The sequence below is a fragment of the Nonomuraea sp. NPDC001831 genome (assembly GCF_042892035.1).
GTDB lineage: Bacteria > Actinomycetota > Actinomycetes > Streptosporangiales > Streptosporangiaceae > Nonomuraea.
Genome location: NZ_JBIATU010000006.1, coordinates 233,071 through 247,412, shown reverse-complemented (window position 1 = coordinate 247,412; position 14,342 = coordinate 233,071). Strand labels below are relative to the sequence as shown.

Here is a 14,342-nt window from a genome sequence, read left to right as displayed (position 1 = left end):
ACTGCATCACGAGCGTTGGGGGCGCCAAGGTGCCGGGACAGAGCGTGGGTGTGGTCGTCGATCCGGAGGTTCCTCCGGAGGTCGCGGGGATGCTGCGGGCCAACGCTCGGCTGCTGTCCAGGATCCGGTCGGGCTGGGTGCCGCCGGCCGACGCGCGCCCGGGCCGGTGCCGGAACGTCTCCAGCCTCGCCCTGCTGGCCGCCACGCCCGGGGTGGTCGCGCTCATGGCCGTGCTGCTGGCCCTGTCCCACCCGGCCGCCGGGTTCACGTTGCTGGGCACGTTCGTCTTCATCGTCCTGGTCAAGATCGCGTCGATCAGCGAGCTGCCCGAGCACGACGTGTCGCGCGACCGCGCGGTGTACGAGCGGGCCCGCCCGTACCGGGACCGCTACCTGCTGCCCGAGGACTTCGACCAGGCCGCCGCGGACGTGCTGACCAGGGCGCAGCGGGCCATCGGTTCGGTGCTGCGCTCGCACGTCAACGCCGAGGGGCTGCTCGACGACGCCCGCAACGCGCTCATGCTGCCCGCCCAGGAGTGGGAGATCGCCCGCCTGCTGGCCAAGCTGTCGGCCTTACGCGCCGAGCACGCCGCCCTGGTGTCCAGGGGCGTCGCCCCCGAGGTGGCCGCCGTGATCGAGCCGCTGGACAGGGCCCTGGCCACCAGCGAGGCCGCCATGATCGCCCGTGTCGAGGCCCTGGAACGTTACGCCGGGCACGTCGCCGAGGCCGAACGCGCCTTCCACGCCCGCGGCCAGATCGAGGAGCTGCGCGCCCGCCTGCCGCGCTACGAGGAGCTGCTGGCCGAGACCGGCGCCGACGCGCTGGCCGTCCCGGAGATCGACCGGCTCGCCGAGGACGCCGACCACCTGGAGCAGGTGTTGCGGCGCAGCGTGCGGTCGGCGCACGAGGCGTTCCGGTACCTGGAGAGCTGACATGCCGGTGGCCGGGCGGAACCGCCCTCGCAGGAGGTGAATCCCCATCCGATCCGACATCATGGCCGACGTGATCGTCGATCCCGGCGTGCCGCCGGCCGACGCGCGCCTGCTCAGGGACAACCGGCGGCTGCTGCTCAGGACGCGCAGGGGCTGGGTCCCGGAGGGGCCGGGCCTGCCCACCGCGCCGTACTGGCGGCTCGGCGCGGTCTGCGGGGCGACCGTCTGCCTCGGCCTGCTGCTGGGCGCCGGAGGGCTCGGCCGCTCGCTGGGGCCGCTGTTGCTCGTGCTGCTCGCCATCCCGCTGATGATCGTGACGTTCGTCCGCACCGAGACGCCGGAGGGGGAGGAGGCCGAGCACGAGCGGCGGGTGCACGCCCAGGCCGTCCGGCACGAGGGCCGGTACGTGCTCCTCGACGACCTCGACGAGTCCTCGCGCAGGCTGCTGCGCCGCGCCCAGCGGGCGGTCGCCACGGTGTCGCAGTCGCGGGTCAACCTCGAAGGGCTGCTGGACGACGTGCGCAACGCGGTGATGCTGCCCGCCCAGGAGTGGGAGATCGCCCGCCTGCTGGCCAAGCTGTCCGGCCTGCGCGCCCGGCACCGGCAGACCCTGTCGGGGGAGAGCGCGCCCGAGGTGGCGGCCGTGGCCGAACCCCTCACCAGGGCGCTGGACAGCAGCGAGCAGGCCGTCGTGGCCCGGGTGGAGGCCCTGGAGCGGTACGCCGCCAACGTGGCCGAGGCCGAACGCGCCTACCGGGCCCGCCAGCAGATCGCCGAGCTGCGCGCCCGGCTGCACGAGTACGAGGAGCTCGTCGCCGAGACCGGCGCGGGCGAGGCCGCGATGGACGAGCTGACCCGCCTGACCGAGGACGCCGACCGCCTGGACCAGGCGCTGAGGCGGAGCGTCAGCTCCGCCCACGAGGCCTTCCGCTACCTGGAGCCGGGCCCTCCCGAACCCTGACCGCCCTGGACTCCGAAGCCCTGACCGGCCTGACCGGCCTGACCGGCCTGACCGGCCTGACCGGCCTGACCGTGCGGCGCGGGGGAGCCGGCGGCGTGCGGCGGGTGGGTTCCGCCGTGGGCGGCCTCCAGGAGCAGGTCGCACAGGGCGTCGGCGGCGTCGAGGCGGCCCAGCTTGGCCGCCGCCTGCCCCATCGCCGCGCGCAGCCCAGGATCGGCCAGCATCGGCATCAGCTCGGCCAGCAGCTGCTCGGCCGTCGGCCGCGGCTCCAGCAACGCCCGCGCGGCCCCCGCCGAGACCAGGTAGCCGGCGTTCTTGCGCTGTTCGTCGCCGCCGGTCGGGATCAGCGGGATCAGCAGCGACGGCTTGCCGATCGCGGTCAGCTCCGACACCGTGCCCGCGCCGCTGCGCGAGATCACCACGTCGGCCGCGGCGAACAGGTCGGGCAGCTCGGCCCCCACGTACGGCACCGGGTGGTAACGGTCGGCCAGGCCGGGCGGCACCTCGACCGCCCGCATCTGGTCGATCCAGGCCGGCCCGCACTGGTGGACGACCTGCGCGTGCGGCAGCAACCGCGGCAGGATCTCGGCGATCAGCGTGTTGATCTGCTTGCTGCCCTGCGCCCCGCCGGTCACGTAGATCAGCGGCACCTCGAACGTCAGCCCGAACAGGTCGTAGGCCGCCGCCCGGTTGCCCTGCAGCAGCTCCGGCCGCACCGGGTTGCCGGTCACCACGGCCTTCGCCCGCGCCGACGGCGGCAGGTACTCCAGCGACGACTCGTGCGACAGCGCGATCCGGGTCGCCAGCCGGGCCAGGATGCGGTTGGCCAGGCCCACCACGGTCGTCTGCTCGTGCATGACCAGCGGGCGGCGGATCAGCTTGGCCGCCACGCCGATCGGCACCGCCACGTACCCGCCGGTGGACAGCACCACGTCGGGCAGGTAGCGGGCGGCGTGCCCCACCGCCTGGAACACCCCGACGGGGATGCGGAACACGTCGGCGATGTTGGTGCCGAGCTCCTTGAGGTTCGGACGGCGGCGCAGCTTGCCCGTGGTGATCGCCTTGAACGGGATGCCGTGCTCGGCCGTGATCCGGGCCTCCAGGCCGTTCTCCGTGCCCACCCACAGCACGTCGTGCGGCACCTGACGTCGCTGGACGGCCGACAGGGTCGTCAGGGCCGGATAGGTGTGACCGCCGGTGCCGCCGCCGGTGATCAGCAGTCGCAGGGTTCGTGACATGCGATCAGACTATGGCCGCGCGGCGGAAGCCCGTGTGCCCGGTCCGGCCGCCGGGCGTGTTCGACGGGCGCGCGGCGGCCCGGTGACGGCCGCCCGGATCTGCCCCGCCCGGCCGGGGCAGATCCGGCTTCGCCCGAAAAGCCGCAGACCGGTAGCGTTTTCCCATGCGACTAGGCGTGCTGGACATCGGCTCGAACACCGTCCATTTACTCGTCGTCGACGCCCACCGGGGCGCGCGGCCCATGCCCGCCTACTCCCACAAGGAAGAGCTGCGCCTGACCCAGTACCTGGGTGCGGACAACAGGCTCGCCCCCGAGGGCATCGAACGGCTCGGCGCGTTCGTCGAGGAGGCGGTGCGCCTGGCCGAGGACAAGGGGGTGGAGGACCTGCTCGCCTTCGCCACCTCCGCCGTGCGCGAGTCGGCCAACGGCGAGCAGGTGCTCGCCGAGATCGACAAGCGCTGCGGCGTGCACATCGCGGTGCTGTCCGGGCGCGACGAGGCCCGGCTGACGTTCCTCGCGGTGCGCCGGTGGTTCGGGTGGTCGTCCGGGCGGCTGCTGGCCTTCGACATCGGCGGCGGCTCGCTGGAGATCGCCGCAGGGGTGGACGAGGAGCCCGACGTCGCGGTGTCGCTGCCGCTCGGCGCCGGGCGGCTGACGCGCGACTGGTTCACCGGCGACCCGCCCTCCGCCGAGGAGGTGCGCAAGCTGCGCAAGCACGTCCGTACGGAGATCGCCCGCACGGTCGGCGACGTGGCCAGGTACGGCGAGCCCGACCGCGCCGTGGCCACCTCCAAGACCTTCAAGCAGCTCGCCAGGATCGCCGGCGCGGCGGCCTCCAGCGAGGGCCCGTACGTCTCGCGCGCCCTCTCCCGCGCCGACATGGCGTCCTGGGCGGCCAGGCTGACCGGCATGAGCTCCGCCGAGCGGGCCGAGCTGTCCGGGGTGTCGGAGGGCCGGGCCGCGCAGCTGGCGGCCGGGGCGCTGGTGGCCGACGCGGCCATGGACCTGTTCGAGGTGGAGCGGCTGGAGGTGTGCCCGTGGGCGCTGCGCGAGGGCGTGATACTGCGCCGGCTCGACCTCCTGCCCGGACGGCTGGACCAGTCGACGGGGATTGCCGAGTAAGGCCGATATATCCCAAAAAATTGGCATAATTCGCTGGTGAGCGGGCACTTTTCGCCCAATGTTGACAGTCCTCGGTACGATCGGCTCCCTGGTGATCGTCTTCGTCCTCATCGTCCTGGCCGTCCTGGTCATCGCGGTGGTCGCGATGCTGGCGATGGCCGCGCTGGCCGGAACGATGGTGGACTGGCACACGTTGTGGCGGCGGCTGACCCGCCGAGGGGCACGGTTGACACTGAAACTCAGCGCCCCCGAGGCGCCCGCGCGGCTGCGGGCGAAGCTGAGCGGCGGCACGCCCCTGGTGAGCCGCCGTCTCCGGCTCGCGCCCGTGATCCGCGGGGGCGACCGGCGTCCCGACGTGAGCCGTCCCGGCCGGAGCGCCCGCGTTCGCAGGCCCTCCGGCCTCACCACCACCGCCGTCTCCGGCAACGACCAGTGAGGAACGAACAGTGAAAGGGCCGGGGGGGGGGGGGGGGGGGCGGCCCCCCCCGGGGGGGGGGGGGCCGGGCGGGGGGGGGGGGGGCCGCCCCCCCCCCGCCCCCCCCCGTCCCCGCAACCCACCTGTGCGAACCCAACTTTAAAGGGCCGGGCCCGCGGAAGCCGGGGCGCCCCGGCCCCGGTGTGCGGGTCACCTGGCGATGAGATGCTGTCCCGCCGCCCCAGGGGCGAAGCGCAGCTTCTTCTCCAGGCAGACCATCGCCCCGTTCTCGCGCACGTTGGTGAACCGGATGTCGTCGGCGAGCGCGCGCATGATCTGCAGTCCGCGGCCGTGCTCGGCCCCCGGGCCGGGTTCCATCACCTTGTTCGGATCGAAACCGCCCCCCGTGTCGACGACCTTGATGACGCACAGGTCGTCGCACACGCAGGCGCTGACGGTGTAGTCGTCGCTGGGCGCCGCGTGCTTGACCACGTTCGCGCACGCCTCGGTCAGCATCAACTCGATGTCGTCGCGAATCTGGGCCTCGACGCCGAGCGAGCGCAGCGTGCCGTCCAGCATCTGCCTGATCAGCGGGACGCTCGCCGCATCCCTGGGCAGTCGGAGCGCTATCGTCGCCTCCACTGCGTCTCCTCCCGTCTGGATGCGTGCGAGCCTTCTGCCCCGGATTCCGCGCGCCAATCGTCCGTCCGCCGGTGAAGTGCCCCAGGGGTCGCTACTGCTCCACGAGCCGCAGCGCCACCTCCATGCACGCCTTGTCGATCTCCTCCTCGGTCAGCCCCTCGCCGGCCATCGACAGCCACTTGCCCGCGTGCAGCGCGAACAGCGCCAGCGAGCGGCTGATGCGCTCGGTGGGCGTGGCGCCGGCGTCGCTCATCTCGGCGGTGAGCTCCATCATCGTGTCGCGCATCTTGGCGAGCTGGGGATGGTTGCGCATCGCCGTCTGGTTGCTCTCCAGGAAGCGGGCGACGGCCAGGTAGCGGGGCTGGCGCAGCCGTTCGGCGTAGCGCTCGAGCAGCTCGCGGCGGGTCTCGGGGGTCTTCGGCGCGTTCCTGGCCCACTCCAGCAGCTCCTGCAGCTCGGCGACCCGGAGGTCGACGAGGCTGCCGATGATGTCCTCCTTGGTCTTGAAGTGGTAGTACAGCGCGGCCTTGGTCACGCCCAGCTCTTCGGCGATCTCGCGCAGCGAGGTCGCCTCGTAGCCCTGCTCCGTGAAGAGTTTCAGCGCGATCTCCTGGATCCGCGCCCGCGTGTCTTCCCGCACTTTGCACCTTGATTTCGACTTGACGGTCGGCAAGTAAGTATCTAGCTTATTCTAAGCTTGCCGGTCGGCAAGTAAGCAAGATCAAAGCTGGGGGTGTGCAGTGGCGGAGGCAGTCGGACGGCGCCGCGAGGTCATGGTCGTCCTGCCGGGCCTGATGCTGGCCATGGTGCTGGCCATGCTGGACAACATGATCGTGGGCACGGCCATGCCGCGCATCGTGGGCGAGTTAGGCGGCCTGACCCATCTGTCCTGGGTGGTGACCGCCTACGTCCTGGGCACGACCGTCTCGACGCCGATCTGGGGCAAGATCGGCGACCTGTACGGCCGCAAGACCATCTTCCTCACCTCGGTCGTCATCTTCATGATCGGCTCCGCGCTGTGCGGCATGGCCGGCTCCGCCATGCTCGGCGGCCCCGCCGACGGCATGACCGAGCTGATCGCCTTCCGCGCGATCCAGGGCCTCGGCGCCGGCGGCCTCATGGTCAACGTCATGGCCATCATCGGCGACCTGGTGCCGCCCCGCGAGCGCGGCCAGTACCAGGGCATCATGGCCGGCGTCATGTCGCTGGCGATGATCGCCGGCCCGCTGGTCGGCGGCTTCATCACCGACCACCTCGACTGGCGCTGGGCCTTCTACGTGAACCTGCCGGTCGGCGCGGTCGCGCTGGTGCTGCTCGTGCTCAACCTCCACCTGCCGCGCACGCACAACAAGGTGCGCATCGACTGGGCGGGCGCGGTCCTGCTGTCGGTCAGCATCACCGCGATGGTGCTCATCACCACCTGGGGCGGCAACGAGTACACCTGGGGCTCCTGGCAGATCCTCACCCTGATCGCGGTCGCCGTGGTCTTCCTGGCCGGCTTCATCGTGGTCGAGCGCCGCGTGGCCGAGCCCATCATGCCGCTGCAGCTGTTCCGCAACCGGAACTTCACCCTGATCTCGGGCATCGGCTTCCTGCTCGGCTTCGCCATGTTCGGCGCGATCAACTTCCTGCCGCTGTTCCAGCAGACCGTCCAGGGCGCCACGGCCACGAACTCCGGCCTGCTGCTGCTGCCCATGATGGCCTCGGCCATGGTCGTGTCGCTGTTCGTCGGCAAGGCGATCACCAGCACCGGCAAGTACAAGGTCTACCCGATCGTCGGCGGCGTCGGCATGGCCGCCGGCATGTGGCTGCTGTCCACGATGGGCGTCGACACGGCCTCCTGGCAGACCGGCCTCTACATCGCCGTGCTCGGTCTCGGCATGGGCTTCCTCATGCAGACCACCATGCTCATCGCGCAGAACAGCGTCGAGCAGAAGGACCTCGGCGTCTCCAGCAGCGCCACCACGTTCTTCCGGTCGATCGGCGGCTCGTTCGGCGTCTCGCTGTTCGGCGCGATCTTCAACAACCACTACCTGTCGGAGCTGACCGGCCGCTTCGGCGCCCAGGCGGCCGAGCGCATGACCTCGGGCGGCGGCGCCAGGATGGACCCCAAGCAGCTCGAACAGCTCCCCGCGCAGATGCGCACCGGGATCCTGGAGTCGCTGGCGACCTCGATCTCCGGCGTGTTCTGGTGGGCCATCGCCTTCGCCGTCGTGGTGCCGCTGCTGGCGGCCTTCATCAAGGAGATCCCGCTGCGCGGCGGCGCTCCCGCGGAGGCGGCCCCGCAGGAGGCGGTCAGCCCGGCGGCAGGCTGAACAGCCGGTCGATCGCCGTCAGCAGGAACAGGCTGCGCAGATAGGGCGTCAGCGCCACCACCCGCACCTCGGCGCCGGCGTCGGCGGCCCTCAGCTGGAGGCGGACGAGCCCGGCCAGGCCGGAGGAGTCGACGAAGGTCAGCCGGGACAGGTCGACGTCGATCGCGGTGCAGCCCGCCGGGATGGGGAGGTCGCCCAGCCGGCTGACGGACTCGTAGTCGAGGTCGCCGCTGAGGGCGAGCGCGACGGTAGCCGCGCCGGTGGTGGCGACCTCGATGTGCAGCGGCTTCCTGTCGACCACCAGGCCAGCCTAGCCACCCCGGGAAAAATGGGAGGCGCCGGGGTGGCGAAGTGTGCACAATCCTCCCCATGCACATCTTGAGCCGTCCCCGGGTCGACGACGCCGCGGCCATCCACGAGCTGGTCGCGGCCTACGACACCGACGTCATCGGGTCGCCCGACATGACGCTCGACGACATCGCCGACGAGCTGGCCGAGCCGGGCTTCGACCTCGACAGGGACGGCTGGCTGGCCCGCGACGAGACCGGCCGCCTGACCGGCTGGGCCTGGGCCTGCCGGGTGGGCGACAGCGACCTGGTCAACATCGAGGTCATCACCCGCCCCGGCCTGGACGGTCCGGACGGCCTGGACGACCTGCGGCAGGAGCTGTGGCGCGCGGTCACCGCCCGCGCCCGCGAGCTCGGCGCCGAGCGCGGCCACGACGGCGTCACCCTCGACATCGGCATCTACCGCGTCGACCAGGACAAGCAGTCCTACGCCAAGGAGCAGGGCTTCGAGCCCGGCACCAGCTTCCACCGCATGCGCGCCGACCACACGCCCCCGGTCGAGCCGCCCGCCCCGCCGCCCGGCCTCACCCTGCACTCGGGCGAGGACGAGGAGACCCGCCGCGCCGCGCACGCGGTGCACCAGATCGGCTTCGCCGAGCACTTCGGCTTCGTCTCCGTCGACTACGACCACTGGTACGAGCGCCGCCAGGCCATGAGCGTCACCGACTGGAGCCAGCTCACCCTGGCCAGGATCGACGGGGAGCCCGCCGGCGTGCTGATCGGCAGCAACCAGTTCGTCCCCGACGAAGACTGCGGCTACGTCGCCACGCTCGCCGTGCACCCGCGCTTCCGCGGCCGGGGCCTGGGCCGCTTCCTGCTCCGGCACGCCTTCGCCGCCGACGCCGCCAGGGGCCGCAAGGGCACGATCCTGCACGTGGACAGCAACAACACCACCCCCGCGCTGGGCCTGTACGAGTCGGCGGGCATGCGCCGGGTGCTGGCCATCGACGTCTGGCGGCGCCGCCTCTGACGCCGTCCCGTCACCGGTTCCCGCTAGACGCGGTGGCGGGCCAGGTGCTCCAGCACCGACTGGTTGGCCTCCCAGCCGTCGGGGAACTTCACCGGCACCCCCAGCTGCACCGGCTCGGCCGAGGGGTGGGCGTCCAGCAGCTCGGCGATGCCCGCCCGCGCCACCATCACGCAGGCGTGCCGGTGGCGCGAGGCCAGCACGCACAGCCGCCCCGACTCCAGGTGGAAGGCGGTGGCGTCGCGCCGGCCCGACAGCGGGTGCAGCACGATCGTCACGTCGTACTCGCGGCCCTGGAGACGGTTGGCGGTGTCCACGGTGATCTCCGGCGGCAGCCCGGCGTTCCTGATCGCGGCCACCTGGTCGCGGTGGGCCGCCCCGACCGCGATCCGGTCCGCGGTCACCGGCCGCTCGCCCTGCTCGGAGGCGGCCACGGCGCCGCGCTGCAGCAGTCGCGCCGCCAGCAGCGCCACGGCCTGCACGGCCTCGCCGTCGGTGCGCACGGTGTGCCGCTCGGGCAGCTCCAGCAGCGCCCACCCCGACCGGGCGGCCTCCTCCAGCGCGCGGTCGTGCACGGTGCCCATGCCGCCGGCGGTCAGTTCCAGCCGCCGGTCGCCCGCCGAGGTGCCCGACCGGAACCCGGTGAACGGGTAGAACGCCTTCGACACCACCGGCGCGGCCGAGGCCGGCAGCCGCCAGGACACCGGCAGCCGGTGCACCGGCAGCTCCGGGTTGTGCCGCAGCAGCACCGCCACCGCGCTCTGCAACGGGTCCCACGACAACCCCGACCAGCGGTCGCCGTCGACGATCGAGAACGGGTCGAGCTGCCCGGGGTCGCCGACGAACAGCGCCCGCTCGAACAGCCCCGCGATGCGCAGCAGCTTGTCCGAGCGCATCTGGTACGCCTCGTCCACGATGGCCCACGGCCACACCCGGCCGGAGATCCACGCCCACTTGTCGGCCGTGGCGATGACGATGTCGGGGTCGCCGAGGTCCTGGATCCTGGTGCCGACGGTGACGCCGGCCAGCTCCAGCATGCGCGGGTGGGGCACGTAGCCGCCGGCCGACAGCCGCCCGACCTTCAGGTGCGGGTGCTTGTCGGAGATGCGGGCCACCAGGTCGTCGACCTGCTCGTTCGTCTGGGCGACGATCATCAGCGGCTCGCCGGTGGCGGCGATGTGCGCGGCGGCCCGCACGACCAGCGTGGACTTGCCGGCGCCGGGCGGGGAGTCGACCACGACGCCGCGGTTCCTGGGCAGGTCGGCCAGGACGTTCGCGATCACCTGCTCCGGGCTCTCGCTCACGACCATTCCTCCTGGGCGTCCTCGTCGTCGGGGATGTACTCCTGCGGCGGCCCGCCGTGCGTCCACGGCGTGGCCTCGGCCTCGGGCAGCGCCGGCGAGCCCTGGAAGTCGTCGGTCAGCGAGGTGTAGCAGACCCGCTCGCCGATCTCCGGCACGGCGCCGGGGGCGGGCGTCTTCCCCCGGCCCATGCCCTTGGTGATCTTCAGGGTGACCAGCCCGTTGTGGGCCTCCACCAGCTCGGCGCCCTGGCCGCGGCGCTGCGGGGTGCCGAGCGAGGCGCCGGGCGGCAGGCGTACCGGGTCGTCGGTCTTGAGCACCACCAGCGGACGCAGCTTGCGCGAGCGGCCCTCGCCCTCGACGTTGTCGGGGACGGTCTCGACCACCTCGCCGGCGAACGCCTCGCCGGTCAGCCGGTACTCGGCCATCACCAGCGGGTCGTCGTAGGCGCGCTGCACGTCGTAGGCGGCCTGGGCACGTTCCATGCGGGCCAGCTTGGCCGCGGCGGCCACCGCGCCGTCGCGCCTGGCCTGCGGCGGCGCGCCCTCGGCGATGTGGGCGGCCATGGCGCTGAACGAGCCGCGGTCCTGCTCCCAGCGCTGGGCCACGCTCGCGCCCGGCTCCAGCCCGGCCAGCAGGTCGAGCGCCTGCCACATCAGCCGCCAGGTGGGTTCGAGCTGGGTGCGCAGCGCCTCGGCCACCCGCTCGGGCGACTCGCTGTCGATGGCCGGCGCGAGCACCTCGGCGTCGAAGCCGGGATCGGTCGCGGGCCCGGCGGGCGGCCAGATCAGCGGGTCCTCGGCGTCGTCGGAAGGGCCCTGGGTGATCCAGGACAGCAGCGCGGCCAGGTTGGCGTCCTCCAGCGCGCTCTGCCCGCTGGCCCAGTGGCGGCCCAGCTCCTCGGTGGCGGCCAGCGTCAGCGACGAGCCCGGGAAGGCGGCCCGCTCGGCGAAGTACGTCAGCCACCGGCCCAGCAGCGGCACCTCCGGCGGCACCGGGTAGGGCCCGTCGGGCCTGCGGAAGCGCGTGGAGCGGCCGAGCAGCCTGGTGAAGCCGACGCCCGCCTGGTTCGGCAGGACGAGCTGCGGCGCGTCGAGCGCCCGCTCGTAGGGGTCGGCGTTCTTGCGCTCGACCGTCTCGGTGTCGGCGGTGAACTCCTCGACGTACGGCAGCAGCACCCCGGCCAGCTCGGCGGCCCAGGCGAAGCGCAGCTCACGGTTGCGCGGCTGGGTGACGACGAGCAGGCGCGGCCGGTCGCGGTCGGTGCCGAGCATGGCGGCCAGCGGCGCGGCGGCCTCGCCCGACAGCTTGAGCGGGATGAACACCATCGGCCGCGCGCTGACGTGGCAGTGGCGGACCGTGGCGACGGGCTGGGCGATGCCCTCCCGCAGGGCGCGCAGCCGGGCGAGCGAGGTGAGCAGGCTCAACTGAGGCACTCCCTGCGCAGGCGTTCGGCGTTGCGGAGCAGGCCGGCGATCTCCTCCTGGCCGTCGGCCGGGTCGCGCAGGCCGTCGGCCAGGCCCAGCGCCTCGGCCACCGAGGCGACCCCGCCCAGCTCGTCGCGCACCTGGCGGCCGAGCAGGTCGGAGGCGCCCTCCTGGCGGGCCTCGTCGCGGCAGAAGAAGCACAGGTCGCACGCGGACAGGCAGTCGGGCGCGTAGCGGGCGGTGGTCCTGCGCAGCGCGTCGGCCAGCTCGGCGACCGGGCGGGTGGGCCGGCCGTCCTCGCCGGGCCGCAGGTCGAAGCTGAGGTCGTCGGGCAGCGCCGCGAGCAGCCGGTCCAGGCCGGTCATCCGGGTGAGCTGACGGCGCAGCACGGCGAGCTGCCTGCGCACGTCGACCAGGGTGGCGACCGGCCGGTTGGCGAAGTTCTCGGGGCACACCAGCACCACGTCGTGGGAGACGGTGAGCGGGTCGTGCCCCAGCTCCGCCAGCATCGTGCGCAGCGCCAGCACGTAGACGGCGGCCTGGCGGGCGGCGGCGGCCACCGCGGCCGGCTCGGCCTGCCCGTCGACCACCGCGAACGACTTGATCTCCACCACGTGGAACCGCCCGCCGAGCTGGAAGGCCACCACGTCGGGCTCGAGGAACGCGGTGTGGCCGGCGATCTCCAGGCTGAGCAGCGGGTGGTCGAACAGCGTGCCGGCGTCCTGGTCGCCGCGCGCCGCCCGGTCGAACAGGGCGCGGGTGTGGGTGTGGCGCAGGTGGGCGCCGACGTTCTCCACGTCGTGGTAGGCCACCTCGGCGACCGGCAGGTGCAGCACCTCGCGCAGCAGGCGCAGCAGCTCGGCACAGCCGTCGGCCTTGACCAGCGCCTCGAACGCGTTCCCACGGGTGATCGCGAACGGCGACTGGCCGAACGGCGCGGGGAAGCCCAGATGGCGGGCCGCGGCGTCCTTGTCGACGCCGGCGCCGTCCATGAGGGCCCGGCGGGTGCAGCCGGGGTTGGCGGCCAGGGCCGCGATCGCTCTGGCGTCGTGCGGCTTGGGCGGCGTCGTGCCGCGCAGCGCGTCGAGCCGGTGGGCCGGGCCGTCCTCGCGTCTCAAGCCGCTCACGTCACTGTCTCCTCCTTGATCGTGCCCAGCGTAGCGGCGCCGAAGAGCCTGGCCACGTCACCGAGCTGGGATGTGGCGCGTCGTGCCAGCTCGGCGCGGTCGCGCGTGTCGCGTTCTGCGTGCACCGCCAGCTCGGCCCTGGCCGCCTCGGCGATCCGCCGGCGGTCGGGCGGGCCGAGGTCGGCGGCCGTGGCGCCGGGCACGTTCCTGGCCATCCGCGCCAGTAAGCGCAGGGCCCGCTCGTCGTCGCTGTCGTGCGAGGCCACCGCGATGGCGCAGGTCAGGAAGTCGACGCGGGGGCTGAGCGGGCCGACCACCCGCCGCTCCAGCGGCCAGGTGCTGAGCGTCAGCAGGCCGCGGGCGGGGGAGAGGCGGTCGGTCAGCGCCGCGCACAGGTAGTACGGCCTGCCGTGCGGCGTGGACCGGAACGAGCGCTCCTCGTCGCGGCGCAGGCTGGTGAGCTGGGCGCTGCGGATGGTGCCGGCGAAGAACGCGCCGCTGACCGCCACCACCAGGCGCGGCTGCGCGCAGGCCCCGAGCAGCGCGAGCGCCTGGTGCACCTGCTCGCGCACGGTGACCAGCCGGGGCCCCGCCGTCCTGGCGCGCGGCTGCTCGCCGCTCACCAGGGCGTCCCAGGCCCGCTCGGCGGCGCGCAGCTCGGCGCGCAGGACGCGGGCCGTCGCGCCGTCCCTGACGCGCATGGCCTTGCGCACGCCGGCCCGGAGCCCGTCGATCCGCCGCTCCAGCTCGTCCAGCGGGTCACTCATGGCGCGAGGGTATCAACAGTTCCAGTATTTCCCAGTATTTGCACCGAAATCTACGATGTAAAGGGCCGGGCCAGGAACCACGTGCGGTCCTCGGTGAGGAACCGCTCCAGCCGCAGCCCCTCGGCGGCCAGGGCGTCGGCCAGCTCGTCATCGGTCATGCGGCGCGAGGTGAACGACTGGGTCCAGACCCGGTCGCCGTGCTCGTAGCGCATGGTCGCCGCGAACACGCCGGGGGAGATCTGCTCGACCTCCGCCAGGGTGATCGTGACGTCGCCGTTCTTCCTGCCCGAGCCGGCCCGCCAGGCGTCGTGCCGCTCGGCCGTCATCCACTGGACGAGCACCGCCCCGCCCGGCTTGACGTGCCGCGCGCACGCCGCCAGGAAGGATCGCCTGACCTCCACGTCGACGACGTTGACGAGCTGGGAGGCCAGCGTGACGGTGTCGAAGCGCCGGTCGAGCCGCAGGTCCTGGAGCCGCGCGTGCACGGTCTCGGCCCCGCGCACGTGCGCCAGCATCTCGGCGGACTCGTCCACGGCCACGACCTGTAACCCGGCCTTGACGAGCGCGTGGGTGACCCTGCCGACGCCGGCGCCCAGCTCCAGGACGGACCCGCCCGGCGGGGTCTCCTGGAGGACGACGTCGGCGTCGCGGCCGGGCTGGAGGAGGGTGTAGAACTCGACAGGGGATCCGTCGGGGGTGATGGCGCCTGGGCCTGTTCCGCTGTTCTTCATGACCAAAAAGCTAACCGCCGCGTGAGCCGTCCGTGAGCGGGGGACGAT

Annotated in this window: 15 protein-coding genes; 6 read left to right on the top strand and 9 right to left on the bottom strand. The window is 73.1% G+C overall.

The genetic code is table 11. From position 1 onward, the window contains the following. The first annotated feature begins 44 nt into the window (after positions 1-44). Both ACFYYW_RS21790 and ACFYYW_RS21785 read left to right on the top strand, forming a co-directional pair. The gene (locus ACFYYW_RS21790) at positions 45-932 is read left to right on the top strand and encodes a hypothetical protein (protein ID WP_387650882.1); all 888 of its coding nucleotides are present in this window, start codon (positions 45-47) and stop codon (positions 930-932) included. A gap of 61 nt (positions 933-993) precedes the next feature. Beyond that, positions 994-1,893: a hypothetical protein gene (locus ACFYYW_RS21785; protein ID WP_387650880.1), complete on the top strand. Its 900-nt coding sequence runs from the start codon at positions 994-996 to the stop codon at positions 1,891-1,893. Here ACFYYW_RS21785 and ACFYYW_RS21780 read toward each other — a convergent pair. Further along, positions 1,863-3,131, bottom strand: coding sequence for a glycosyltransferase (locus ACFYYW_RS21780; protein ID WP_387650878.1), 1,269 nt, complete (start codon positions 3,129-3,131; stop codon positions 1,863-1,865). The two genes, ACFYYW_RS21785 and ACFYYW_RS21780, sit on opposite strands and share 31 nt — an antisense overlap. A gap of 164 nt (positions 3,132-3,295) precedes the next feature. Between ACFYYW_RS21780 and ACFYYW_RS21775 the strand changes: the two genes are divergently transcribed. Both ACFYYW_RS21775 and ACFYYW_RS21770 read left to right on the top strand, forming a co-directional pair. Continuing rightward, positions 3,296-4,255 (top strand): Ppx/GppA phosphatase family protein, encoded by a 960-nt coding sequence (locus tag ACFYYW_RS21775; protein WP_352331440.1) that lies wholly within the window; start codon positions 3,296-3,298, stop codon positions 4,253-4,255. 58 nt (positions 4,256-4,313) lie between these two features. After that, positions 4,314-4,691: a hypothetical protein gene (locus ACFYYW_RS21770; protein ID WP_387650876.1), complete on the top strand. Its 378-nt coding sequence runs from the start codon at positions 4,314-4,316 to the stop codon at positions 4,689-4,691. Positions 4,692-4,880: 189 nt separating this feature from the next. On the opposite strand, the gene ACFYYW_RS21765 is transcribed toward ACFYYW_RS21770, so the two are convergent. Both ACFYYW_RS21765 and ACFYYW_RS21760 read right to left on the bottom strand, forming a co-directional pair. Continuing rightward, on the bottom strand, positions 4,881-5,312 hold the full coding sequence (locus ACFYYW_RS21765; RefSeq protein ID WP_352330793.1) for an ATP-binding protein: 432 nt from the start codon (positions 5,310-5,312) through the stop codon (positions 4,881-4,883). 91 nt (positions 5,313-5,403) lie between these two features. Then, positions 5,404-5,952 carry a helix-turn-helix domain-containing protein gene (locus ACFYYW_RS21760; RefSeq protein ID WP_352330794.1) on the bottom strand — a complete coding sequence of 183 codons (549 nt, stop codon included), beginning with the start codon at positions 5,950-5,952 and terminating at the stop codon, positions 5,404-5,406. A 100-nt stretch (positions 5,953-6,052) separates the two neighbouring features. Between ACFYYW_RS21760 and ACFYYW_RS21755 the strand changes: the two genes are divergently transcribed. After that, complete coding sequence (locus ACFYYW_RS21755) at positions 6,053-7,627, top strand: MDR family MFS transporter (protein WP_387650874.1); 1,575 nt, start codon at positions 6,053-6,055, stop codon at positions 7,625-7,627. Here ACFYYW_RS21755 and ACFYYW_RS21750 read toward each other — a convergent pair. Then, positions 7,608-7,928 (bottom strand): STAS domain-containing protein, encoded by a 321-nt coding sequence (locus ACFYYW_RS21750; RefSeq protein ID WP_387650873.1) that lies wholly within the window; start codon positions 7,926-7,928, stop codon positions 7,608-7,610. The two genes, ACFYYW_RS21755 and ACFYYW_RS21750, sit on opposite strands and share 20 nt — an antisense overlap. Positions 7,929-7,996: 68 nt before the next feature. Between ACFYYW_RS21750 and ACFYYW_RS21745 the strand changes: the two genes are divergently transcribed. Continuing rightward, positions 7,997-8,944 (top strand): GNAT family N-acetyltransferase, encoded by a 948-nt coding sequence (locus ACFYYW_RS21745; RefSeq protein WP_387650871.1) that lies wholly within the window; start codon positions 7,997-7,999, stop codon positions 8,942-8,944. 23 nt (positions 8,945-8,967) lie between these two features. On the opposite strand, the gene ACFYYW_RS21740 is transcribed toward ACFYYW_RS21745, so the two are convergent. Genes ACFYYW_RS21740 through ACFYYW_RS21720 form a run of 5 tightly spaced genes read right to left on the bottom strand, consistent with a single transcriptional unit; the run spans position 8,968 to position 14,294 of the window. Further along, a complete protein-coding gene (locus ACFYYW_RS21740) occupies positions 8,968-10,251 on the bottom strand; it encodes an AAA family ATPase (RefSeq protein ID WP_352327730.1) in 1,284 nt (427 codons plus the stop codon). Beyond that, positions 10,242-11,678, bottom strand: a complete 1,437-nt coding sequence (locus ACFYYW_RS21735) for a hypothetical protein (protein ID WP_387650869.1) — start codon at positions 11,676-11,678, stop codon at positions 10,242-10,244. Before ACFYYW_RS21735 ends, ACFYYW_RS21740 begins: the two co-directional genes overlap by 10 nt. Then, entirely contained in the window at positions 11,666-12,796 is a 1,131-nt protein-coding gene (locus ACFYYW_RS21730) for a hypothetical protein (protein ID WP_352327732.1), read from the bottom strand. Before ACFYYW_RS21730 ends, ACFYYW_RS21735 begins: the two co-directional genes overlap by 13 nt. Beyond that, on the bottom strand, positions 12,793-13,563 hold the full coding sequence (locus tag ACFYYW_RS21725) for a hypothetical protein (RefSeq protein ID WP_387650868.1): 771 nt from the start codon (positions 13,561-13,563) through the stop codon (positions 12,793-12,795). The genes ACFYYW_RS21730 and ACFYYW_RS21725 overlap by 4 nt, the downstream gene beginning before the upstream one ends. Before the next feature lie 50 nt (positions 13,564-13,613). Further along, the gene (locus tag ACFYYW_RS21720; protein ID WP_387650866.1) at positions 13,614-14,294 is read right to left on the bottom strand and encodes a class I SAM-dependent methyltransferase; all 681 of its coding nucleotides are present in this window, start codon (positions 14,292-14,294) and stop codon (positions 13,614-13,616) included. Between the last annotated feature and the right edge of the window lie 48 nt (positions 14,295-14,342).